The following is a 26,845-nucleotide window of genomic DNA, read 5'->3' on the forward strand; positions in this document are numbered from 1 at the left end:
TTCGGCGCTATTTGTCGGGGTCTTTCCCGCGCGGGCCCGGGTTGGTGTATTCAAAATAGCACCCGAAGGCATTCGGTTGATCTATTACAAAATACTGGACGCCGGTAACGCTAAGATCAATATAGCGCGGTCATGAAGAATCTAAGCAATGGTGATGGCAGCAAAGCTAGATGCAGCCCCATGGCGACCAATCGTATTAGTCAATATTTATTCCATAGATAAATCTCAATATGCGAAATAATTTTCGTTTTAGTGAAACAAAAGTCGATTTTATTGAAACAAGATTATATAATTCGCAACTATGGATAATCTCTCCGAAGTTCTAAAAATTCTAGAAGGTGCCCTGCAGCATAACGTGCGCAAGGCTGCCGATTACGCCGCTTTGCTCGCTGATAAACTGGAAGAAAAAGGCGAGGTGAAACAGGCTTCCATGATCCGGCAGAAACTTGCTCGCGTGCCCCAGGAATTATTCTCTCCAGCCAGCATGAGCCACAGCCTTCCAGTAGATTCGGAAAGCCAGCTTCATACAGTAGACGAAGAGCGTCCTAACATTACAGATATCGAACTGGCTTTGCCGGGAAATGTTAGGATCAGACTAAATGAGTTTGTCGGATCAGTTCGCGCTGTCGAACAACTAGCTGCCGCTGGCCTGCGTCAACCGGCCAGGCTCTTTCTATACGGCCCCCCAGGATGTGGCAAAACACAGGCTGCCCGACTGATCGCCGCTGAATTAAACTTGCCGCTTCTTACTGTGCGTTGCGACACTTTAGTCTCATCGCTTCTGGGGCAAACCAGTCGAAATCTACGCCGAGTGTTTGAGCATGCCGAAAACCGTCCCTGCATATTATTTCTTGATGAATTCGATGCGCTTGCAAAATCGCGAAGCAATGAAAGAGAGATCGGCGAATTACAACGAGTAGTCATTGCCCTTTTGCAGAACATTGATGCGCTGTCACCCGAAACGCTCCTGATTGCTGCTACTAATCATGATGAGTTATTGGATCGTGCAGTTTGGCGACGCTTTGCATGGCATATTTCTATGGGGTACCCAGATTCAGAACTGCGTGCGCAAATTTGGTCGATGAAGCTAGGGGATCGAGCACCAGTGGAACCGTCTGCTGCTTTGTTAGCGGAGCTTTCTGACGGACTTTCCGGCGCCACTATCGAGCATGTGGCGCATGACGCTATCCGCTCTAATATTCTTCGTGGGGAATCACGAATAGATGAGGTTGATCTGCTGCGACGCCTTGGACTCACCATTGCAATGACTCGCGGCCTGCGCCTTGACTCAAAAGAACGAGAAATTGCGTTTCTAAGAGATTGGGCGCCGCGTCAGCTAACCCTGCGAAAACTCGCAAATTATTATGACGTCTCGGTAAGACAAATCTCTAATGCCGCCAAAGGGGAAATTAATGACCTCAAGTATCGAAAATCCGATTCTGCTCGTTCAGCCACGTAAACAAGATCTAAAGCAGCGCATCATTGAGGGTTTTGGCGAACCCAAGGAAATCGTCGAAGTCACGCCTACCTTCCGGAATGCGTTGGTTTCACGCATTGTAAGAGCAGCACAAGAACTACAACGTAGCTTTACAGATTATCCAACCATCCCAGCGGTAGTTGCTCTCCGGTTGCATGTTGAGGCAATGGCAAAATCACACCGGCCAATGTTACTGTTGGAGCGCGTTGGGATGCTACCTATTGGTACACGGCAATTCGGTGAATTATTACTTCCTGCGACGACCGGCAGTCTAAAGCACTTATCCGAGATCGTGGAAAATAATGATTCAAAGGCAATTCGAGCAAATCTATCAGCCATTGCCGAAATTTTCCCGTGGAGCATCAACGATGTCCTAGGTTGGAATGAGCTTAACGAAAAAGACGCAAGCGCGTTGAACCTCGCAGCATGGATCAAAGCAGATAAACCAATACTAATTGAACGTTTTATTAGTGATGAAAAAACGACAGATAGTGCTCTTGCAACAGTCGTTAACTTAAAGTTGCAACAAATTAATGCAAAGATTGGCACAACGATACCGAAGACATTAGGTGAAACTTCGGTTTTTATCCGCATATCCTCACTTGACGATGCAATGCTACTTGCCGCATGTCCAGCAGTGAGAAGGATTACTCCCGTTGACGAATTTTCTCCGATCGAAGTCCGACCACAGATGTTTGCTCTGCTTGGTGATGCCCCAGCAGATTTGTTACCACCGCCGGAGCCTGATCTTCCAGTAGTTGCAATTGTGGATAGTGGTATCCAAAAAAACGATACTATCCTTAAATCATGGATTGCAGCGAGGGAAACTTTCGTATTGCCACCGGATACTGATCATCTTCACGGCACCTTCGTTGCTGGATTGGTGACCGGTGCGAGAGTGCTAAATAATGATGATTCTCTGTTTCCCGTAGCAAGATCAAAAGTGCTTGATGTAGCTACCCTCTCTACCGGTCTGACGACCGCCGATGAACTTCTTCTCAACATAGAGACCGCAATTAAAGGCAATCCGGATGTTAAAGTTTGGAATTGTTCTTTTGGCTCCAAGGTACCAGGACATGCTGAATTGTTCGGTCAGTTTGCCCAGGATTTAGATATATTGTCCGATAAGCACAGCGTGTTATTTGTCATTTCCTCCGGTAATTATGAGACATTACCTCTGCGAAACTGGCCTCCTAGCGCCGATCTCGGCGGTATGGACAGAATCAGCCAACCTGCAGAAGCCTTGCGTGCAATTACAGTTGGTTCAGTAGCCCATAAACCCTCCTTGGTACAACCAAATGATCCTTCGCCATTTTCCCGGAGAGGACCAGGCGCTGCAAAAACGCCGAAACCCGATGTTGTACATCACGGAGGTAATTGCTCTAGCAATGGTGAATTCTTTGGCTCCGGTATTCGCTCATTCCTTCCTGGTGGAAAACTCGGAGAGTCGATCGGCACAAGCTTCTCTACACCTTTAGTATCGACTCTTGCTGCTAATGTATGGCAGACGCTTGACAGACGTGGTCACTCAGCTAACCCTGAGATCGTCAAGGCGCTGATGATCCATGCGGCAGCGCTGACATCCCCTTTGCGTAAAGCCGATGAGCGAGATTACTATGGCTTCGGTATCCCGAGTTCTGTGCTTGATGTTTTATTTTGCGCACCCGATACTTTCACCTTAATGTTCGACGCTGAACTTTACGACGGAATTTATTGGGAAAAAACACCATTCCCTGTTCCTGCCTGTCTCCATTCAAGCGGCACTCATCTTAGGGCGGAAATTTTAATGACCTTGGTGTATTCCCCACCTTTAGATGGTAAACATGGCGCTGAATATGTTCGAGCTAATGTCGATGCTTCATTCGGTAATTACGATCCAGACGACGACGGTGAATTGCATCATCACGGGCTAGTACCACTTGATGCGCCTCGGCGAGAGGACTTATACGAGAAAGCTATGGTTGATCACGGTTTTAAGTGGTCTCCTGTAAAGGTCTATCACGGTCGATTTCCTCGCGGCAAGGCCGGAAAAAATTTCCGCTTGAAGCTTGAGCTTCTGCGGCGTGCTGGTGAACCGTCGCGACGGGAACCACAACGCGCTACTGTTATCCTTAGTTTTAGGGGGCTTGAAAAGGGGCAACCGGTATATGCCGATGGTCTTCGCGCCTTGCGCGCTGCGAACTGGGTGTCGAACGCGTTAGCAACCCACGAAGTTATCCGACTTTGATATCTATGCATCCAAAAAGCTGAATTAAGCATATGCAGCGTGCGCCCTTCACTGTGATAATTGGCGCATATTAGTCCCGGCTGAGTACGGACGAAGAATCTAACGAATATCAGAGTCGAGGAAAATCGCTTAATTAAGTGAATGATCTTGGAATCTTCGCAGAATCTTTATGATAAAAAATCCAGGCTAGAACGGCATTAACAACGCATGGTCGCGTATGCTAGGGATTTTATATGGAAGACCAAGACTTGGTAAGTGATGTTCTAAAAAGTTTTTAGCATCCACGAACAAATTTGTAAGTACTGTCAAATCCATATCATTATGGATCTGATCATTTTTTGTCTCTTTGCCCCGAGCTTCGGCTAGTGTCAAAAGTACTTCCCAATCTTTCAAAAGTTTAAAGCCTTCTTCGAATAAAAGTACGCCAACTAAGGTTTCCCTCATAAGTACCCCCGTATCGGTTACCCTATCAAATATCAGAAACAGAGCGAGCGGTGCAGACAGAAATTGAATCCTTGCGAGAGGGGACTCCAAAGAAAGAGCCTGATCAATGGCCTGATCAAATATTGGATGGCCAACACCACAAACGCTGCCAGATTCTGATCGATATGATCGATCAAAATATAAACACGAATATGAAGATTTAATCGAAGGGTGATTCATCCATAATTGCGGTGTTTTGAACGATATCTCCTTACCATGAATTTCCGGACGCCGAGAGTTATAAACCAAACTTGAAAGAAAAAAGCTTTGCAAGTTGGGTAGATCTAATGGTGGTACGCTCTGCAATCCAGTGAGATCAAAACTCTGTGCATGTCCTACAAGGGTCTTGATCGTTTCTATTGCTGATTCACCTCCGAATGTTTTTGATTTCTCATCGAACCATTCTGATAAGCGTGTCTTTTGTACATCTATTGCCTCTGAGAAAATCTCGTTGAATATAGTTGATCCTGTCATACCAAGAACGAGCTGTAGCAAATCCTCAGGCTCGTCCATAGCATTACCGAGGGCAAGCATTATCGCTTCTAGCTTTGCTTCCAATTTGCTCCAAACCAGTGATTCAACAGTGTCAGGATTACGAAGTGAAACAACTTGTACGGGTTTCACCTGACCATAACGATTTAGACGGCCAACTCTTTGGTGCAATCTCATCGGATTCCAAGGTAAATCGACATGGATTAAACAGTGGCAACGCTCCTGCAAGTCAATTCCTTCACCACCCGCTTCGGTCGAGACAAGAAAACGGATTCTTCCTGAGTTAAACGCATCGGCAACATCTTCTCTCTTCGAATGGACTGGTTGAACTGTACCATCAGGAAATGGAATAGCCGCCAAATAATCGTCACCATTGATAAAGCCGACACAATTCTGCCCAAATGCTTGCATCAGCGCAGAGATCACTAACGCTTGAGTCGCCTTATATTCAGTAAACAGTAGCACCTGTTCGCCGGCAAAACGCTCCTGGATTACTTGAACAACCCTCTCTATGCGCGTTTCAGAATCGATTCGCTCAGCTAAATCTACTAGCTCACGAAGATGCTCAATCTCATTTTCCATTAACTGGAGGGAACCTTTTTTATTTTCGGTTTCCCACTTCAACAAGGCCTTTTCAAGCTCATCACTATTTTCATCTTGATCGTCAAATTGCTCTATTTCATCGCGATACTTTGCAACTACGCCCGCAAGTCTTGCCAACCTTGTTTGAAGTGCGATCCGAACTGCAGCAATCGAACTCGATGCAAGTTTCTGTAACGCAATCAAAACCAACATTACCTGACCTCTTTGCGCTTTGCTTAAACTGGATGCGTAAGCTTTTCCAGAAAGAATAAAAGCGGTCATCTTTTGATAAAAATCATCCTCAGCATCGGTGTATCGATATGTTTCTGGGAACTGTTGTATAGGTTGAAATAGCCGTTTTCCAGACATATCAACAACCTTTTGTTTCGCATTACGAAGCAGGAAATCAGGGAGTTTTTCCAATTGAGTTCCAATAGAATTCTCAGGTCCAAATGATTCACGATCTAATAATCGCATCAGTGACCAAAAGCCATAATCTTTTCCACGGTGCGGCGTACCTGAAAACAAAACGCAGGATTTTATCTTCCCAAACTCTTCAAGTTTTTCTAGTAACTGATATCCGAGGGTTTTGCTAGAACCCTCTTCAACATTTAAGTGATGCGCCTCATCAACGATAACTAGATCCCATTGATCTGCATCCAAAAGACGTTCATGTCGTTGGTTTCTATCCAACCTAATAGTTGGCAATGAAGCAACAACTTGCTGATGAGTAGCCCAAAAATCGGTTCGGATGGTATCGACCTCAGGTCTATAGACTGCAAGCCGAATATCAAACATGGTCCGAAGTCTTTGTTGCCACTGCTCAACTAATTTTGCCGGAGTTAAAATTAACAGCCTTTTTACCATTCCTTTTGATAATAACGGCCAAAGAATTAATCCTGCTTCAATCGTTTTTCCCATGCCAACATCATCAGCGATAAGCATGCGAATCGGCCATTTTCTGAGCGCCTTGTGACAGACCCATAATTGATGCGGCAATAATGAGATTCTAGATCTGGAGAAAACCCCCCAAGCTTCATTAACTGAACGAATCGCCGAAGCCTGAGCTCTCAATAATGCTGCATCAGAGTCTGACCAGTTCTCTGATCTTAAGGCTCCCATTACGGTTACGAGTTTTTTCAGTTCATTAACCGGTAATTCCTCAATGCCATGATTAAAACGGATAACAGCAGTAAAGTCTGAAATCAGTAATACTTGCCCTTGTCCATACCGGAAATGTAATACTTCATCTGCAGGGGACAACAGCGCCATTTCATTTCTCCTAAAGTATGTTTTCAAGAGCAACCTCTCCATAGGCTATGATGCGGAGTGGGATATCAAAATCACCTCCAAATGTTGGATCATCAAGCCCAGAATCGACAAGAATTTGATAAATATCCTCACTGGATTCTGGTTCTGCATATCCCAGTTTGACAAACAATTGGCGAACGCCGAAGGATGGTATGAATGCACGGCGTTTTGCTTCATAAGAATCCAGCACTTTGATTCTTAGTAGCTCTCTGATTACAAGATTTTGCCCCTTTTTCAAACTACGATTAAGCGAAGGAGCAGACAGGTCATCGTCCCCCTGAAATATTGAATCGGCACTAGGGTTTAATACCGAACCAAACTCGTTTTCAGTTCTTTGATCAATGGTTCGAAAGACGTGAACATACATTTCAAGCCAACGAGCAATTCGAAATAGCCGTGCGAAATTGTCCATCCATAAAGAATATTCCTCGTCATCTATTTGTTTTTCACAGTATTCCTTGAGCACATTGATCCATTTCTCAACGCCATCATGATCTGGATTAACGTTACAAAAGACACTCCACCAGCCTTTATCGTCCAGGGATTGAATGAATCCACGATTTTGACTATCTTTCACACGGCCAAAACGCTGCATCAAACCCAATCCAAATAGGGTCATCCATGCGCGTCTGTCAATTGGATCAACTTCAAAGTTACGAGAAACATTATGTGGCCAAAATTGTTGCTGATATCGCTCTAAGAAATTTTGACGGCCTATTTTCTCCCACCAACGGGCAATGCTTGCTAGCTTCTCGCAAGAGTCCAATGCAAAATTTGGAAGGATTAAGGGACCAGTATATACAAGAGACTCGGGAAACAATCTTAAACGGATTTCAAGCCTAGTTTCATTAGGCAAATCTTTGACAAGTTCCAAATACATATCCAAATGCTCAAGCCAGGATCCACTAAGTTGCATTCGAATCAAGATAGCCACGTCCTTAGCATTTTGGCCCTGTCCTAGATATATCAAAGCTGAACGTCGCGTCTGGTTATCATCTGCACCGAGAATAAATTCTGCAATATCGTATGAACGGAGTGATCGACTGTTCCTACATCTTAAAAAAAACTCTAGACTTTCTTTTTCCTCATAGTCGTCATCAAGTAGATGATCAAGTGGAGCGAATCCAGCAATAATGTTTTCATCGTGACCAGTTAGCTGAGAAGATACCAATGAAGATGCAGGCATCCAGGTACCGGCTTTCGAAAGAAATAATAAATCTGCGAAACTAGCACTTACTTCGAACTGTTCTGACCAAGAAACATCCTTTAACAATTCGGTGGTCAACTTGTGAAGACAAATTGACGTGGGTGGGTCGCACCGTTTCCGTTCAATACAGTTCAGCAAAGCCTTAACAGAAAGCTTACGTGTTTCATTTTGACTAAATTCACCTATCAAATTAGCAAAATCATCGGCAATCCAATTTGCAAAAGGATATATTTTTGTAAATGCAGACCAATTAGCTAATTCAGTCAGCACAGCTTCGGATCGCCACCAGCTCGTAGGAAAAGATACCCACGGTACCTCATTAGATAAAAATTTTGCCCATTGTCCTTCCATGCCATTGGGGACTGACTTTGTCTGTCTCACTAAGGATCTTAATGTGGACAAGATTAAGGATTGCGCAAGTTTAGAAATCCCAGATTCACTGGCATCAGGTTTTTGCAGCAAGGTACGCCAGAAACTATTCCAGAACTCGGTTTGTGCCAGGTCAACGGTCAGATGCAAATAATCACGGACGTTAACCCAATCTTGCCCGCATTCGGAAAACAATTCGGCCAGGGATCGCCCCAAGTCAGATCCTAAACGTTCAGCCAACTTGTGGTTATAAGAGCTATTGGATGCTAATCGAGAACGGCCGGCATCAACCTCGAATCCAGCATTCACAACAAAACCCAGAATTTCAGACTCTCGGGTGGGCGCCATTACCCATACGGACGGAACTGCTCCATCGAATTTTTCCGCGCCGCGTGATCCTACGCGAAACACAACACTTCCTTGATCCCCTCTGAAAACTAGAACTCTTGTTTGTCGCCAGCCGGTGGATGAAGGAATATCGACTTTGCCAATTTCGAAATTTCCAATCCTTGTATCAGGCAGCCAGCTTCCTTTTGGAATATGCTTCGCTAAACCAATAATTCGAATGTCGCGAATTGTCTTTGCAAAGATTGCAAGTAGTCCAGACATTGAAGCAAAGCGCTCAGTGACCTGCTCTAGCTCAGTGTTTTCATTGAGAGGTATTTCGGCCAATGTCCCGGGCCTGCGCTTCTGAGGCTGCCAATTTTTTAAAATGACTGCCGCTTTACTTGAATCTTGCCAATTTTCAGGCAGAACACCGCCTACGATTTCAAATTTAAGGTCCCCGCTGAGTATTCGCGGCGTATTTGAAGCCAGTAGTACACTTTTGAAGCCGAGTCCAAATTTTCCAGTAACGCCGGTTGAAGAACTCTTATCAGAGGCGGACAAAATTAGCATTTTCTCTAAATCTCGCCGAAATTCATCAGTGCGATTATCTTCGATTGCCGGTGGACAATAATTGATTGGTCTGCCCCAATGGCATACCCGTATAATTCGATCATTAATATCAACAACAAATTTGTTATCGGTATCAATCTCAATTGATGCCTCGCCATCCAACAGGAATTTCAGCTCGACCGTGGCATCGTCTGCATTTTGAAATAGCTCAAACAAAATGCCAGATGGGTCATACTGATAATCTCGCAATTTGTCGCGAACCGCGGACAAAACCCCTGCCTGGACACCCTGATTATTTACCAATTCGCTGGCCAATTTTTCCAAAGACTCCCGCAGAGTTTTGTTGAAACTGCCATCACTGTTAAGGCTATTCTTCGCTGATTGCTCAAATTCCGTTTTGGCACGGCGTGCTTTATCGTAGCGTTTAAGAGCCGTATCAAGGGCGGGATGTTTTTTTTGAGCCCCAATTTGACGTAGAACTATCGGCAAATTGTCAAGAATCAAGGCCCTTGCGACCGACAATTCAAGTTGATCGCTTTCTTCCAGCTGTTCCCAGAGTGCGCGCAAATCCGGCAAGCTCTGCGCATAAGCTTGTCGAAGCAAGTATTCTGTCGTTTTGCGGAGAATTTCGGATAACTCCGAGGAGGATCGTGTATTCAAGTCGGGAATCTTTCGGATCCGAATCTCTACTGAATAACCACCTTTCCAATAAAGACCGCCAGCGATAAGATTATTAATATTACTTTCAAGAAGAACCTGAATATCATCCCCAAACAGGTTGGGTAGGACAATCGAGTCGCCCTCTATTTCACAAACCCCAACCGTTAACAATCCAAATGCCTCAGCGGCCGTCAGTCCTTGCATCCAACCTCTAGCACCATCATCACGAGCTCCAGGTGTCTTCCAGCCAAGTAAATCGTACAGATTATCCACAGAATATGGGTGTAACCATCGCTCAGCTAAAGAGCTAAATTGTGTACCTAAAGTTGCTATAAAAGCTCCAACCGTGGGATGCCTGACTAAGGATTCCCAACTTTCAAAGTAATGCTCAATAATTCTGGGGGCAGCAGAAACCATTAACTTGAAAGTAGCAGTCTCGGTTTGTGCTTCAGGTTGGTGGCTTGATTTATTTTCAACGCTAACAATCAAATGCGCCAAGATACTTGAGGCTTTAGGATCAAGCAAATAGGAGTGGTCTATGCCTATCCCGCCGTCACAAATTTCGGTCGATTTTCGCCAAAAATTACTTCGCGTAGGTAGACAAATTGAATGTAAATGAATAACAGCTTCATTGCTTGGGTAAGTTGCCAACAATTTCAGGTAAATTAAAAACCAGTTTATCCTTATGCTATGTTCTATAGTAGAATTGGAGAGACGATTCAATACAGAAACGACTTTATCTATTGCAATTGGCCTTTGAATATTTGGAAGTATTTCTGCACACACCGTTTCCTGGTTAAACATTGTGCAAACATGCTTAATAAAACTCCAGCCTGACAGCCCTAATTGATCGACAAAAGGCAGTATTTCTGGCAACTCCGCTGCATCCACTTGCCGTATACAACCTACGTGATAATCCTGGATTTCCCCGAGCAATAGCCCAAGTTGTTTTGCAGCTCCTTCTGCATTTGAAAACAGGCAGCGAGCATTGTTAAAACCTGGATGCTTACGCACCTTTTCATCAATGGAGTTCACACCGCAATAACAATAATCTGCCAGTGATGCAAGCCTATCTATTTCATCCTCTAAATCAACAAGATCAATAACATCTTCCGGAGCGATTACCAATCCGTGGTGCTGTAACGGAAGCCATTTGACGGTTTTGAGGGAGTCCAAAACCTCAGTATTTAATTTTTCGTGCGACTTCGACGCCAACTGATCCAGTATCAAAGTCCAAGATGCCTCTGGTTTACCCATAGCAAGCGCGGTTTCGATGATAGCGTTCGCATCGAAAGGACGGATGAATTCCTTCTGGTTTTTCTCATGCTGAGCATTTCTTGATAATGCAATTACCCGACAATACGATGATATATCCCGGGATATTGGAAGCTCAGTCTGATAATAAGCCCTAGATTGGATGGCCCCTAATGCACCAGTGATGTCTCTATGCAGAGGCAATGCGCACCAAAGTTCTCTCTCTTCAATAGATGCGAGGATAAGATCTAGTTCCTGCTCGGAAAAATCAGAGCCATTAATTACTGAAAAGTCTCTGATTTCTCGTAACTTACTGATAACTTCCTTGGGTTCGACTGCTTTTATGCCAATTTCTTCCCATAGATCAGGCGGGATCGAGTTAGCTAGAGAAGTAGATAGAATATTCCATTGTGCCTGATCAATCATGCTCCAAATTTTGATCCAGGGTGAACCTTTAACTCTAGGCTCAATCCAGAGTGACGAGCTATCATCCTGGAAATGACCGGTAGAACCATGCAATAGATATCTTAATCCGCGCCGAGTCTCCTCATTTATGACGCCCTCATGGAGCTTCTTGATCAAGGCAAGCCGCTCAGCTTCGCCCCCCAAAACTTTCGCGCCCAACTTTCCACCAACACAACGCAATCCATCTGCCTGGTTAGAGCTTTGTAATAAAACTCCCGATCCTGACTCACGCAGAATCTTTCCAGTCTCACTATCAATGACAAGCAGTTCTTCATCGGGTAAGGCTTTAGCCAGCAATGGAACGAAACCAAGCCGCTCTTTTGTTGAAGTTCCGCCAGAAAATACAAAAAGGTTACCGCGTTGTTGGAGTGACAGAAGTGTCGCCAGATTGCTAGCAACCCGCCTTTCCTTTATGGGGCATGTGGTCCGGATGACGTGTAGCTCCTTATTCAATCTTAGCAATTCTGCACGTTCGGAATCGTTGGTGCGAAATTTAAGCAAATAATCCGCTGCTTCCAAAAAACCTTCGACATTTCCACTAGTGTCATCAGTAACAAGACGGTTGATGACCTTTAACCATATTGTCAGGTCATTATTATCCGGCTCCCCTGATGATGAATACTCACCTGTTGGATCAATATCTCTGGGAAGTAAAACGGTCTTAGTATCGGCGGCAAAGAGTTCAGAAAATATCTTGTTGGATACCGCCTTGACTGCATTCGAATCTGTAGTTCCAATCGAAACTCGTCTATCTTTGCGCAAGTGTTGTACAACAGAGCGGAAGCGTTCGCGGTTTTTGCGAATATCAGCCAGAGGTATGACGCGAAGCGCTCTCCGGATTAAACCAAATAAGATGTCCTGGGTTGACTCAACTCCAACGTATCTTCGTGTTTCTAACTCAAGAAAGCTAGCAAGGTACTCCAGTCCTGTCTGAGTTCCGAAGGTTCTACTCAAGTCCCCATCCGTGGCAAAGCTCAGCGCACAAGCCAAGCTTGCTTCATTCCATGTTGAATCTTCAATGGTTAGACGCGGCCTGGAATCGTCGATAAAGATGGCATTAGCAATCCCTTCCAGCCCAGGCAATACCTTCCAGGGTCGCTGTGGGTCATCAATCGGGGCTTTCGGTAATGGCAGCAGTCGCCTATCGCAATTTACTGGAATCAGTTCCCAATTGCGGCCAGTTGCTGTTATCACACATACCCAAGAGTGAGACTGGCAAAGGTAGTATCCATATTTTCGAAAAAAACTTTGCCCGATTGCGGAGCGCGCATTTTGAATAGCCTCCGTAAGTAACAAGATTTCTTCATCGGGCATTTTTGCCGAGCTGACAAAATCGCTCAGGGTCAAAAGTATGCTCGGCAATACTAATTTTTGGGCAAGCGCCTGATTCCAAAATATCGCTAATCCACTTTCATCAATATCATTGGCTAGATCTTGAGGGCATACTTCGTTTAGCTTTGCATAACCATTGATACCTCGCCGCCCAGCATCGACAAAAAATTGACCATGCAAAATAAATTGATAGCGGTTAGATGATCCAGGAATGATTGCTCGATATGTATTTTCGCCTTCTTCGACAGGCAAAAAAACTGCCCAATCGATTGTCAAATGACCAGCCTCGTTTGCTATGGACTGCAAAACTACAGCAGCTTCAGCCTTTGACTTGTCAGAAACTTGCTGAAATTGGTGCTGCTCATTAAACCGATAAGACTTAGGCCAAGCGTGTAATGCACGGAAACTTTCAAAATGGCTCGCGATTGGGTTCTCTTCATGGGGACAAATTTGGACCCCAGAAAACCTTATCACAGCCTGTGCTGAATTCCTGCCAAATACGTTTCCAGAAACGCGCAAATCAGCGGTTCTATGATCTAGACGCTCTTCACCCTGAGTTTTAATTTCAATTTTGAACCCTGGAAATACATCATCTCCTACATGCTCGATAACTGTAAGGTGTTTCAGTAGCGGCAGAATGCTTCCCAGTGACTTATCAAGCTTATCTTCTTTAAGGAATTGCAGTTCTTTTGAGCCAGGTTCGCCCGGAAAGCGTTCAACAATCACCCCTATGCCGTTACCAAAATCGTCACGCTTGTGGATTTCCTTACGCAATGGTATCCACATTAAGAACCAGGAATGCTGGTTTGCTGTATAGGTTTCTGCGAATTTATTCAGCTTGGACCAATCTGAATCACTAATATTTTCCCAGCTGTTGTGAAAAGCTTCTTCTTGAGAATCGGAAAACCATGGATTAAGAATCTGCTTATGGCATTCTTGTCCATCAAACGCCAAGTAAAAAAAGGCCTCACACAAATGAAAAACACTTTTCATTCCAAGTCCGAACTTGCCAATTGCAGTGTCATCACCAGCTTTAGTATTAATTCCAAAAGACGCTATGGCTGCCCCATCAGATTTTTTGAAATTACCATTGTTAAAAATCCATAATGCCGGACCGGATAACAGTGGATGTTCTATAGAATCAGCAAAGCCAGGATGATGCCCAAAAACTATTTGAGATGCTCCCGCGTCATCCGCGTTTTGGATCAATTCCTTCAGAATAGGAAAACCACTGTGATACCGATCACGAAGTGTTCGTACAATTTCTGAGATTAAATTCTGACGAAACCCTGGCATCGAATAACCTATTACTTAAAGTTAAATTTTCTGAAATGTTCTGTATACGTATGAATAATGAAACATGACTTTTAAAATTCGCTGACTAGCAAGAACACATATTAATTATTAGCAACTGCGGTCTTTGTATTGCCACCATGCCTTGTAATTCGTGGCCGACATTTGATCTTGACTGCACCTCTGGTGAAAGAATCATCAGAAGCTTTGCTCGACCAAACATAAGCTTCACCGGTACCAAGATTACTCATTTTGTCCGAGGTCAACTCACCGAGGGCGGCGTTAGCTTTCTGGATATGCTTTAACCAGGCGGGCGAGTTAAATTTATGCATGATGATCTGTGAAGACAGCTCAATCAGGGACACGGGGACCGATGGTGGGTCTTGGGATGCCACCATGATGCTGGTTCCTTTGTGGCGCATCTCACGAACCACTTCAACCAGTCCTGAAACCAAATCATCATTCTCGATGTACTTGTGTGCTTCATCGAAAACCACCAGTTTGTTAAATGCACTTCCCTGATAAGTTGCTTCCGAGAATATCTGCAGCATCACCACGAATAGACCAAGCGCCTCGTCCTTTTCGATGTACTCATCACGCAAATCCACGATAATCAGGCGGCCTGGACGAATTAAATCCTGAAGCCTCTGGTTATCGTCGATGTATTCACTTGCAAACATAAGGCGTGTTTGTGCCAGTTCCTTCAAATGATCCGACAGACCTGAGTTTTCAATTCCGGCTCTAAGCGCATCCAATGTTAGGTTTTCCCGAAGACCGCGCATGATCAAATTGATCTGACGCATATACATGCTTTGACTGCCAATGGCGCCCATTAAAAACTTCCAATGGGCTGCTTTAAGCTCAGAGGCAGAAAATGCTATTGGCTTTACCTCGATTTCCGGATATTCCGCTTTGCGATCATCCACCTTGTTCGCAGGAGTCAGTATGAGCACATCCTTTAGTGCTTCCGGATTGGCCTGGTAGCGTTCTCTCAGAATATTAACTTCTTCGTCTACCGAGTTTGGATTAATCATCGAGGTGAACTCGGGGGCATAATCTTGCGTTGGGCTGTAATGGAAAATAACAGTAGCCAGTGGACTAGGCAGTACATTGATGTGTGGAAGTGGCATGGAAACCATCTCGATCACGGTGCCCAAGGTATAACTTTTGCCGCCCCCTTGAACGCCAAACAGGCTGATCGTATGGGTATGATTCAAATCCAGGGCAATCTTTCTGCCGGACACCTCACCAATCACTCCATACTGAGGTGAATTGCCATTCACGCCTAACATAATGTCGTATCCAACTTCAGCCGAAAGAGCAGGCTCTGAATCCTTGTGTTGAGACATTTCCGCATTGAGATCAGAAGGCGTCTCCGAAACAACCGCCATTACAGGTTCTTCATCATTTATTTCCGCATCGAAAATAGCTGGAGTAGCTTCAGGTTGATGGGTTGGTTCCGATTTTTCTTCTTCCTTATCGACAGATACTGGAGCTGTATCCTCGACGACGGACACGGCTAAATTTTCTTGCTCGTCCGACAACAAATCATCAGCAGTCCAAGCTGTTGAACGGTCCCGTTTAGGTGCGATAAACGCTGCCGTTTCAAGTTTCGGCACGTTTGGAATGAGTTGTTCGCTGAGAAGACACACAGTCGGTTCTTTCTCAAGGTCGACCGAAACAGGCTTCCGGCAGTTTTCCAATAAGGCATGAATCAGGTTCTTACCAATGCGATGAAATTCAATGCCGACTTCATTATCAGGTGCTTCGGAGCCATTTTTCTCAAAATCAAAAATCAAAGCACAACGGCGAAATTGAAGAGAGTAGCCTTGTTCAATCGAATCCAAAAAGCTGCGAGCTTCTTGTCCGGCTGTCTGGTCGAAAATTCCATAGCGTAAAGACCGATCCAGATAGAATTTCAAAATCCTTGCAAGCTCTCTGCTCTTGATCAATCTGTCAGGCCGATCAGGTTTTTTAAGCGCCGGATCGAAATGGCGCTGCAAAATACGCTCGCTTTGGTTGACCTGTGAAGAGATCTTTTCCTTGAGTTGGTTGAAAGCCGCAAAGTCTCCTACCTGTGAATAACATTTCACTTCAACCAAGTTACAGCTGATGGTTCTTTTTGCCAAATCGAGATCAAATAATGCGAGATCGGTTCGCTGAAGACTGACAGCGTCAGTAACTTCATGCGCCTCTCCGCTGGAACGATAAAGATTGGTATGCGCATCCAATGGCACAATGATCTGATTATTCAGAGCACCCTGATATTCCAAGTAAAGTCTGGCCAATGCTAAACCAAGTGCTTCTGCTTGCTGAGTTGGGGCTGAAATGAGTTTTAACGCCAATTGACCGGAAAGCGATCGAAGGTTCGCCAGAATCTGTACGGCTTGCTCGCTGTCTACCGATAACCCATGCTTCAAGAGAACGGGCTTCAGCATGGCTTCAAGTTCCTCGTTCGATCTAGAAGAGATAATCAGGTTATGAGTAGCCTGGGAACTCATTCCAGGCACAAAATCAATCAAATAATCGGGCCGGTTCTTTTTTCCACCATGGTCAAAGAACTCAATGCCCATATTACGATCAATCGTAAAGACCCAATCGCTAATTTGGTGTATCTCATAGATCAGTTCTCGCTGAGGCACTTCGAGTCCAAGCGTTACAACGGGAACCGCCTTGAAATTTGATCCCGATGTCGCAACCGCGGAAATTGCATGACAAAGCTGACGGCTCATCGTAGAAAGCAATTCGAAGCATACCGATTGGTCTTCACTATTGAGAAAGCGCCCAATCACCGGGCTTTTATTCCAATAGGTTCCAGACTCATCGTCGACAAATTCCGTGTCGAAATCTTGTATCAGGCCATGAAGCGATGGGATTCCTTGAGACTTTTGGGCGATGGAAATTTCTTCTGCAGGGAATATATCCAACAAAACACTAATATGCGCTGAAAACGCTTTGGCGTTCTCATGGAATTCTTTTAGGGAATGTTTGGCTAAATTCAATTTGGAAAACAGATGGCTACCAGTCGATGTCGCGAACGCATCGGCTGCCTCATTGGCAGTGATCCCGGGACGAATCATAGATTCCAAGGATTCGCCCAGAATTGGCGAATCCGGATCTGAACTAAATAAGCGAATGTCATAGCGAAGATCAGCATGCTCTTTCTTTTGCTGCAATGAGAGCAAAGCATCAGCCATTACTACGCCGGCCCCTGGATTGAAGATATTGACGGATAATTCTCGAACGTATGGGTGCTGAGAGAGGTAACGTTCAATCTTATCAGCAATCACCTGTCCTGAAATGTCAGACGCAGCCACTGTTGGTTCTGACAACCCAAGCGCATAACAAATCTCCGCCATCAAGCCACGAGAGTTTGCCTCTGTGGTAGGAGCATAAAGCGCCCAAAATGAATTGAGATTATCGACCGGTGTAAAAGTCCTGCCATCCTCGACAGGAATCCCAACCGGAAACGCGGACGGGGCAAGCCCTTCCAAAAGTGCCGATCTGACATGCGGTATATGATCTTTTCCTCCCGTTTTGATTTTTTCAATCCAATTTTTGCCAAGCGTTACCCAGCTGGCTAACCATAATGCCCGAATTGGATGAGTCGGTGAAACCAAAACCGCTTCGCGTAATCTTCCGCGGAAATCGGTCAACACCACGTGCACAGAGTCCACCGACAGGACGTTGCGCAACGATTGAAGATGCTGCTGTCTCTCACTCCCAGACGTTGTTTCTGCTTGTCGCATCAGACTGCGAATAACGTCCAAATAGGCTTCTGCATAGGCTAAGCAAGCCTTTTCACTATCCTGGAACGAAAGTCCCTGCATTACCAATTCCGAAGACTTGTTCCGAATAACAGAAAACATCTCTTCCCGAGCCGCTAGAAATGAAGCTATAGCTGTCGTGGTTGGAAAGGTCAATCCTGCTTCTGAAAGCGGCTCAGCGATATCCATATTGATTTGCATCCGCCACCCAGAGGGATGCTTGGGTTCAGCCAATATGCGCTGCTCAATGGTTTTAAGAATGCGAGAAACCGGGATCTGGACGGTACCATCGCGACCAAATTTGGCATGCAGCGTTTCTTGCCGTGACTGCTTTTTCGAATGGCCACCCTCCGCCCAGGTGACACCAGTTACGGTAATCTCATCAGGATTCCGATCATCACTCAAAGCGGTGAACTGCAAACGAATAAGCGCGTGTTCGAGACTCCGTTCGATCGGTACCGCTCTTTGCGGTGGCTCCTCATCCAATTTTCCACCTGGCAAGACATAAAACGGCTCGCTCTCATACGAGCGCTGAGACGATTCAGAATCAAGGCTTGACTCCATTGGAATAGGATCGCCGTCAGATGTCCAAGGCAGAACCCTAATGAAATGCCAACCTTCCTCAAATTCAATTTTATTGAGCTTGTCCAAGCTGGTTGTGCATTGCAAGCGACTGGGTGTCCAGGCTTTAACTTTCTTGGATCGGCCAACGGGACCATCATTTTGGGAAATGATTTGCACAGAGAAATGCTCAAGACCACTGACCTTTCCAGGGTGGGGGGCTACCTCAAAGACGATGTTCATCTTACGTCGGTCATTGGGCACCAGAACTTGTTGGCCGATTAGATCAGATAGCTGATCATTGGCGTCTGGCGCCTGAATAACAGGAAGATCCGTTTCCAAAACCCTTATCATTACCTTGTCAAGTGAGAGCTCTTCCTTGAATTGCCATTTATCGAAAGAAATACTCCACCAACTCTTGTCGGTGGCAATTGGCAAAGTCCATATTTCTGGTTCGTGCACATCAAGCCGATCGAAATATGCGAACAAGCGCGATTCGAGCGTTTTATCGCTCAACCCAAGATCTGATATTCGGCCACGCATTGATTTATGCGATGCCATCAAATTCCGAACACAGTTTAGATTGCGACGAATCTTGCCAATCACCAGGCCAGGTTCAGCAAAAAGTTTGAAATCCGGAATAAGAGTCAATTCATAAAGACTCGCGCCCAGCGTCTCCCCATCAATACCGTTTTCAAGCGCCGTTAAAAGATATCTTGCGCGGGCAACTTCGTCCGCAAATTGCCATTCCTCTTCGGTGAGCAGGCTGAAAAGATCTCGGACATGTCCAATAAAAGCATTTGGTAAAAGAGCTAGGAGCGAATTAATCAGTTCCTCGTAAATATCAGCGAATGTCAATTCTTCAAATGTGGCGATTCCAAAGGAATCCTCGGCACTTGTTCGTAATGAAGTGGGAATAAAGACCAGAAGCGGTTGACGTAATTCTCCATTAATGTCCGGATTTCGTAATTCGACCAGCTTGGTTGACGTTACTCGGAAAGGAAGATTTTCCTGTTCGTGACGTCCCAGAATAAAAATATTGCCATTTGGCTGACTCCGCCGGAGTTCCTTGCAGACTGACTCTATAATGTCGTCATCAAGGTCTGTCACTCGCATACAGTGTCCAACACCCCTTTCGGAAAGAATGGTTTCAATCCTTGGGCACATCAAACGAGCAACGGCCGTGTTTAATTTCTCCTGAGATATTTTGACAAAGGCATTGCTCATTGCTTGCCTCCATCATTACCAGAGGTATTGGTTTTGCCAATCGAATAGCGTGGTGATATTTTCTGCGTCACATAAGCATCGGACATATCTACATAGAAACCGATTTCACGCAGGCGACGCTTGAAAGCTTCAACGTTAAGCCTCAATGCTCTGCGGTCCAAGATGCTACTGTGTACCTGGTATTTCTCTGGAAGCACATCGATATATAATCCATAGCGATTTCTCAAGAAAGCCAGCAGTTCTTCAATGCGGATTTCTCGGGTAACAAAACGACCGCCATCCTGCGTCAGAACCGCTACTTGCAACAGCACTTCCAATAATTTACTGCCGAGCACAAACCGTCGCGGACTTCCTTTAGCTCGCGATTGGGCGAGTAGCCCATTTTCTTTATTCTTCTGAAGAAGCGAGTCTAAGCATTCTGTTATGTATTGGCGATGATACTTGCCCCGATAGGCCATTAAAATTTCGATAAACGACTCGAATTCTCCAAGACCCATTGTTGTTACTTCCCGGATTTCTGGGTCGACATCATCATTTCCCGCCGTGGATTCTTCAATCAAACTCGCTAGACGAAACTTGAAATATGCTTGCCTGTCATTTTCGTATTCAGCATTCAACAGAGAAACCAAGTCACCGACCGAAAATACGCCACTGGCAGGAGAGGCAATCTTCCCTGTCTTTTTGCTCAGGTACTCAGCCATCTCATCGAGTTTCTTCACAATGAAATTAGCTTCCACGAAGGCAGGAATTTGGCGATATAAGCGATCGGTTGATTTTCGTGCCAGCTCCGACATGTGAGGGTTATTCACGTCCCCCATATCCACGATCAACGACAGTCGATAAGGACATCCTTCCAAGGCATTATCGCTTCCAGGGTTTATAGGGCAGGCCTTTATGCCGCAAAGATCGTTACCAGATCGTTGCTTAACTAATTTGGGCAGAATTTGTAAAAGCTTGAGGTGATAAATGGCCAAATGAAACGCCATCAGCGTTTTAAGATAATCGACGAGTACCGATCGTGGAACATAAGGCTCGTAGGCTAGTAGACGTAGTATGTCATCAGCCATGATATCAGCCTGCCCAATACAAAGCGGTTGGAATCGGGAAGGCTCTTTCGAATCCTTCATATCCTGAGTGACCTGGTGGTCTAATCGGAGTATGGCCTGGGTTTCCACGTCCACGGGTGAACTAGGATCGTATCGATCGGTGACAAGATCGATTCCTGGAAAGAAGAAGGCCTTCAAGGCGTCACGCGCCGCTTGTCCTTTACCTTTGCGGGCATAAAAAAGCATCCAGTAAATTTGTTCCGCTGCACCATAATCGCGCGTATGTTTGGCGTTGCGGAACTTATAGGTATTGCCATGCAGAGGCCGCGGCGCAGCAATTGCTTGGTTCGCCTTGCCTCGATTAACTACATCCATGAGATCTGTTTCAATCCAGCGGTGTACCACCTGCGGATAACGATCAAACCCTGCGAACCACTCGGGATGCTCGATAAAATCCTCCGTAAATTCTTCAACTGTTAAATCGCCTCCCCGCGGTGGGCGACGGCTGGCGTACCCATCATATTTCAACCGGGGAAAGAGCATGGTCAGTACTCGATCCATCTCGATATGCTTGAAATCAACATAGGTGGTTTTGGGAGTCCGGAACTCCTTGTCTCTACCTTTTATGCTCATGCTTCAACCTTCTTGCCTGCTTTTTCCAGGTGCAGGACACCATTTTCTTCGCGGCGTATCTGGAAAAACTCAAACCCTGTTTCCGTCAGAAGCACTTCCTGATAAGGGGCCGCGGATAGCACATTCTTGAATACCGCCAAGCTCAAATAAAAGCCTTCTTGTTCCTCGATACTCGGCAGGTAACCTTTATTCAACTGTGTCAGCATTTCATAAATATCAAGATTGATGCGAAGGTTCGCTTGGTGCCCGTCGCCGGAGTCATAGGAAAGAACGAGTGCTTGCGGTAAATATTCCAGGAATGGATGGGATGATGTTTCGTGCTCAGCGATAAGTGAAAAACGTCTACCATCGAAGATACGGTAACTGCGGATAGTGCCTTTATCTACTTGACGAACGCGTAACGCGAGCTGATTACCAAGTCTGGACGGCTCACTAAGTCCTTCACCCCGATTAATCGCTCGCAAAATAGGCGCGACATCCATCATGCTTTTGCTTGCGGAATCTTTAATTCCGGATAAAAAGGGATCAATGCTTTCATAAGGCAGCATTTCTTTCCAGCCGCCATCGCGTCTTTCGAAGAAATGCCGACGCCGCATATGACTCAGATAATTTCTATGTTGGCTGATCAGCCGGCCTCTATTTTTGGACGAATAATCACGCGGTAGATGCTGAAATAGCGTCTCGATCAATTCGTCGTCGTAATGGGCTCTCTCTGAAAACGAGAAACGACTCATCGCTTTGGTTTTTGGATTTAAGAAACCGAGTTCCCTGTCCAGGTCAGGGTTGCTGATTTCTGCAACGTCAATTTCCCGAAGCAATGAAATCATCCGGTCATTCGATCCCTCAGAGCCTCCAAGCCAGGAATTAAAATAAAATCCGTTGAGGATGCGGTTTTGGTTATCTTCTCCACCGTTCTGGTACAAGTGATGGATACCATCGCAATCTCGTGTTCCAACGAGCATGAAGGCAATGGCTGATCGCAGATCACGCATCGTGATATGTAAACGACCGCGCAGATGGGTAATGGTATAAAGCATCTTCAGACGCTCTATTACTTTGGGCCCAGCGACGGGATCTTGGAAGGTAATCGCATTGTGGTAGACATAGCACTTCCCCTTAAGATCGCAGCTCTCGCAGGCATTCCAATATTCCCTTTGCGTCATACGATCGATCAATCGCTCCATGATCGAATTTTGATCATTCTCGGTTTCGGCAATGACTGAACGCAGGTTCAAATTGATAATAGCCACTCCGTTTTCCGGTGCGAATCCTGACAAACCACGCTGAACCAGTTCTCCCAGAAATGGAAACTCGCTTTCACGTTCCAGGAAGAAATCAACCAACCGACCTTCATTGATGGCAATCAAACGTGTTTGATTACTTGGCCAACTGGCATAATTTGTACCCATAAATGGACTGAAAAACTTCTCCAGCACAGCATCATTGCGTTCATCACCTTCATCCTGGCTACCATCGTAGTTACTTTGATAGGTGTGTCCTTTAAGCGGGAATACAGCGCCGTTTGCACCGCGTTGAAACTGTGCCCCTTTGCTCTCTGCAAATGCCTCGAACTGCTGAATGAATGCGGTTTTACCATCACCGGCATTACCGCTGATGATGACCAACCGGAACTCACCCTGTAACAACGCCGGCATAAGCCTATCGTCCAAGTAGGTAGAAACATAGGTGGCTCTGCCAATGTCATCCAACCCCCGTGTTCCGGCATTGGAAATTTGACTTTGGCTATATAGCGTCAGCAGATGAGTAACGAAAGGATTGCTGTTGGGCTTGGCCGATTCGAATTCCAGCTTCGAAACCACCTTGGTTCCTACGGCAATTTCACCTGTGGTTAAAACTGAGCGATAGCGTTTCACTTCAGCCAGTGCTATCAGAAATTCATCGGCCGATGCATAACGATCCTTTCGATGTGGGGATATCGTTTTCATCAGCACATTGATCAGCGATGAATTAAGATCAGCGCACCCTTTGTACTGTTTGGGATCATTGGGCAAAACTTTGATTGGTGGTGTCGGGTCGTCAAAAGGATATTTGCCGGTCAAACATTCGTAAAAAGAGATTCCCAAGGCATAAAGATCTCTATCAATGCGATCAGCGGCAGCCGGTTCCGCCGTGTAATCGTAATCCGGTGGCAAATAACGGCGTGTTCCTCCACCGCCTTGAATTTCATCATTCTCACTGACAGCGACATTAAAATCGATTATGCGCACACCCTTGTCAGTCCAAAGCAAATTCGATGGCTTGACATCCTGATGGTACACGCCATGTTGATGAAGATGCTTTAACCCTTCTGCAGATTCCAAGGCGATACGCACGGCATCCTCTATGGACAATGCCTCTGCATCAATCAAGTCAGAAACATCAAGGCCTTCCAGATACTCGAAAACGATGTAAGGCGTTCGTTTGTCGTTCATTAAGCGATCAGCCCAAACGACTTTTACGACGTGAGGATGGTCGGGAAGATTAGTTAATGTCTTGTACTCACGACGCAAACGTTCAAAGACGCTACGTCGATCCTTCGTTACCAATTTGATAACCCGAACCACATCATTGAAAGAATCGAATACCTTATAGGCAACACCAAATCCTCCGCTGCCCAGTTTTTTCTGAATTCGAAAACGATCTGCAAGAATGAAGTCGGGAGGTAAATCAGTAAGGTCTTCTGGTGTTATCTCGGTAAGGACGACCGGCATACCGTTGTCTGTGACAGATTCCTTTTTCGCTTCTGGCAAAATTAAATCGTCCAACGTTTTGCGGGCAAGCGCTGCACTGATATGGCGTTCTTCCGGATCAAACTCACAGAATTTTTGTAACCACTCGTCCATTCCTTTTGGCAAATCAGGCTTGTGGTCCGATGGCTTCATTGGAAACTTTCCATCTGCCTCCATCATCTGATCTACATTCTCAAATGGCAGCTCGCCAGTGAGTAATTCATAGATAATCAGCCCAGCCGCGTACAGGTCAGATGCAATGCTTGCTTCAGTTGGATCACGAAAACATTCAGGCGCTTGGTAAGCTGGTTCAAGGTCATCAATAATTTGGTCAGCAATGGTCGACGTTCTATCTTTGCCCACTCTGGCAAAATCAAAATCCGTGATCCGTGTTTGCCCAGTTTTGCTAACCAATATGGCATCAGGCGTTAAATTGCGATGGATGACTTCATGTTTATGCGCATGATCCAAAGCAGCAAGAAAATCACGGATGACCTGAAGCTTTTGATCGAACGTCAAGGCCAATGACGACTTTGCCAAGTGTTGGCGGAGTACATATCCAGAGGCATCATCAGTAACCAGAACGACTTCTGTGTGATCTTCAGAGACAATCAAATCCCTCACAGCCAGAACATTGGGGTGTGCCGGCATATGGGCGACCGCTTTGTATGCATTAGCAATCCGTCGGAATTCAGCTTTGCGTTCAGCTTCCTCCTGGTAGGGATCGGTTTTGTAGACACGCAAACGGGTGTAACCACCGCTTTTCCCTAACAGGGAATGGCGGGCACGGTATTCTGTGTATCGATCAGTTCCCCCGAGTTTTTCTTCGACAAGCCAGTTATTGAATGTTGGGGGAGCCGATTTAGGTTTTGCTGTACCTTGAATGGCCTTGTCGATCTGGCCGTGGTATTGACGAATATCATTCAGTCGGTGACTAGGAATCTTACTTTTATCGGCAAAAAATTTGAGGCAACGCTTGTAATCCGTGACATCAGGACTATCGACACCAGAAGGATCGTAGAGCTGAGCATCATCGGAAGTTAATAAAACTGCAGCCTGGACATGTACTTTGCGCAGTTCGGTAAGTCCTTTGTTACTGTCAGAAAGCAGCGTGTTCATCACCTTGGCGTGGTTACGCAACTTGGCGAGTGGCGAATGGAATTTTTGTCGTCCCTCTGGGTACCATTTGGCGCCATAGACATCAATATTGCCCCGTGTCCCTTTGACATCCACCAAATAAACCGCGTGAGGAGCAAGAATGGCAATGTCGATTTCGAATACTTCTTCGCCCTGTCGAATTTCGAAGTTGTGGTAAATCAGCCATCCATCAGGTAGATGATCCCGAAGAAAACCAATAGCCTGACGCTCGGTTTCATTTGCGGGTTGCCCGATGGGTATGACCTTGGCCACTACCAACCTCCTTTCTCAATGGCTTGCTCGACAAGAGTGCGAGCTTGATCCTCAAGCTCTATAGCTCGATCGCGTGACTCATAGGCATTAATAACAAGTTGATTAATTTCATCTTGGACCTGCCGTGAAGGATAAGGAACTGGTAATTCATGAAGAAGACTGATTAATGGATACTGCAGCTTTGATCCAAATGAAATTGATCTTATCATCCGGAATGCAATTTCTGATCTCATAAACGCAAACAAGCATCCAGGAAGCATCTCTCCTTCGTCTGCAATAACGCGATAAAAAAGTTCCGAGTAAGCTCTTTCTGCAGCCTTGCCCCAAATCAACTCACTGCGGCAATACAATTCAAATTCACCAAAAGTCCCCGCACCGGCAATCAAAATCGTCCCAGGTTCAACAAGAACTTCTTTATCTACACAGGATTTTGCAATCCACCGTCCTTCAGGGCGTAACCAAAAGATCTCCTTTTGCCCAATCATGTGGTAAGAATGTTCGGGATCAGCATCTATTCTGTTATAACGCCCGCCCCGCTTAATAGACCCGGGTAGGCATATCTGCTCTAACGACTTCCAATCAGTAGACTTAATCATATCCACAAGGCGGCAAAATCTCTGATTGTAATTGAGTGCGCGAAGTGAACGAATATCTACATTTGAACTAAATCCAAGATCTGAGCCCCATGAGTGCCAGTCTGCTTGAGTAATGTCAGACAATCCAACAGAACTGAAGAAAAGGTTTGTAGCCTCATTAAGTTGGTTTTGCCCTAGCGAAAGTAGCTGAGCCGACTCTTCAACCAGCTGATGAGCATGTCCCTCTACTAGACCTAATCTCGGTACTGGTAGGTTGGCAACTTGATGTGGCTCGATACTTTGAATAATTGAGCCATAAGTTCCAGACACCACAATAGGAATGCCGAACCGTGATGACAAAAAGGCGTAGAGGTACCCTGGTTGTACCTTATTTGTATTTGGCACAACCCGCATGACATGTTCTGAGCAAGCCATTCCATCCATCGCTTTGCGCCCGTATGCCATTCGCCCGGTTGTCCCAGATCGAGTTATAAGAGTCCACCCCTTACGGATGGTGAAGTTAGGGTTCTTTTCTACTTGCCTTTTTGATAAAAGCGGCTGTGAGGATAGGTCAAATGCAAGTATATCTGTGCTCCCCATGAATGGAACGCCGTATTCTGCATCGACAACATATTGTCTTCCTTCCCTTCCTGCGTGAAAAATTCCATCGGTGATAGTTTCTAAAGTTTCAGTTCGAAGTTTTTTCAGTAGTTCGATAGCCTCGATTGCACCTGACATATAAGGTCCGCAGTCTAAGCGACGACCGTTATGTGTTAACCAAGTACTAGGAATAACTTTTGTCTGAAATTTTCTGCTCATAAAGTTACCCATATAGCTTTAAGTAAAAC

General features: G+C 45.4%; 8 protein-coding genes. 2 read left to right on the forward strand and 6 right to left on the reverse strand.

What is annotated here, in order from left to right:
- Positions 1-301 precede the first annotated feature (301 nt).
- Together iteA and iteS are read left to right on the forward strand one after the other, a co-directional pair.
- Complete coding sequence (gene iteA / locus A3OW_RS0108375; protein WP_020562985.1) at positions 302-1,459, forward strand: anti-phage ATPase IteA; 1,158 nt, start codon at positions 302-304, stop codon at positions 1,457-1,459.
- Positions 1,413-3,704, forward strand: coding sequence for a S8 family anti-phage peptidase IteS (iteS, locus tag A3OW_RS0108380; protein WP_020562986.1), 2,292 nt, complete (start codon positions 1,413-1,415; stop codon positions 3,702-3,704). The genes iteA and iteS overlap by 47 nt, the downstream gene beginning before the upstream one ends.
- Positions 3,705-3,890: 186 nt before the next feature.
- Here iteS and A3OW_RS0108385 read toward each other — a convergent pair whose 3' ends face one another.
- From A3OW_RS0108385 to mads5, 6 genes are all read right to left on the reverse strand, one after another.
- Positions 3,891-6,533 carry a DEAD/DEAH box helicase gene (locus A3OW_RS0108385; protein ID WP_033412279.1) on the reverse strand — a complete coding sequence of 881 codons (2,643 nt, stop codon included), beginning with the start codon at positions 6,531-6,533 and terminating at the stop codon, positions 3,891-3,893.
- Between the two features lie 10 nt (positions 6,534-6,543).
- Complete coding sequence (locus tag A3OW_RS0108390) at positions 6,544-14,052, reverse strand: sacsin N-terminal ATP-binding-like domain-containing protein (RefSeq protein WP_020562988.1); 7,509 nt, start codon at positions 14,050-14,052, stop codon at positions 6,544-6,546.
- Positions 14,053-14,153: 101 nt separating this feature from the next.
- Positions 14,154-19,604, reverse strand: coding sequence for a methylation-associated defense system ATP-binding protein MAD8 (gene mads8, locus A3OW_RS0108395; protein WP_020562989.1), 5,451 nt, complete (start codon positions 19,602-19,604; stop codon positions 14,154-14,156).
- Positions 19,601-21,283, reverse strand: a complete 1,683-nt coding sequence (mads7, locus tag A3OW_RS0108400) for a methylation-associated defense system protein MAD7 (protein WP_020562990.1) — start codon at positions 21,281-21,283, stop codon at positions 19,601-19,603. The genes mads8 and mads7 overlap by 4 nt, the downstream gene beginning before the upstream one ends.
- Positions 21,280-25,422, reverse strand: coding sequence for a methylation-associated defense system protein kinase MAD6 (gene mads6 / locus A3OW_RS0108405; RefSeq protein ID WP_020562991.1), 4,143 nt, complete (start codon positions 25,420-25,422; stop codon positions 21,280-21,282). The genes mads7 and mads6 overlap by 4 nt, the downstream gene beginning before the upstream one ends.
- Positions 25,422-26,816 (reverse strand): methylation-associated defense system restriction endonuclease subunit S MAD5, encoded by a 1,395-nt coding sequence (gene mads5 / locus A3OW_RS0108410; protein ID WP_026223426.1) that lies wholly within the window; start codon positions 26,814-26,816, stop codon positions 25,422-25,424. The genes mads6 and mads5 overlap by 1 nt, the downstream gene beginning before the upstream one ends.
- Positions 26,817-26,845 lie beyond the last annotated feature (29 nt).

It is taken from the genome of Methylosarcina fibrata AML-C10 (assembly GCF_000372865.1).
Taxonomy (GTDB): Bacteria; Pseudomonadota; Gammaproteobacteria; order Methylococcales; family Methylomonadaceae; genus Methylosarcina; species Methylosarcina fibrata.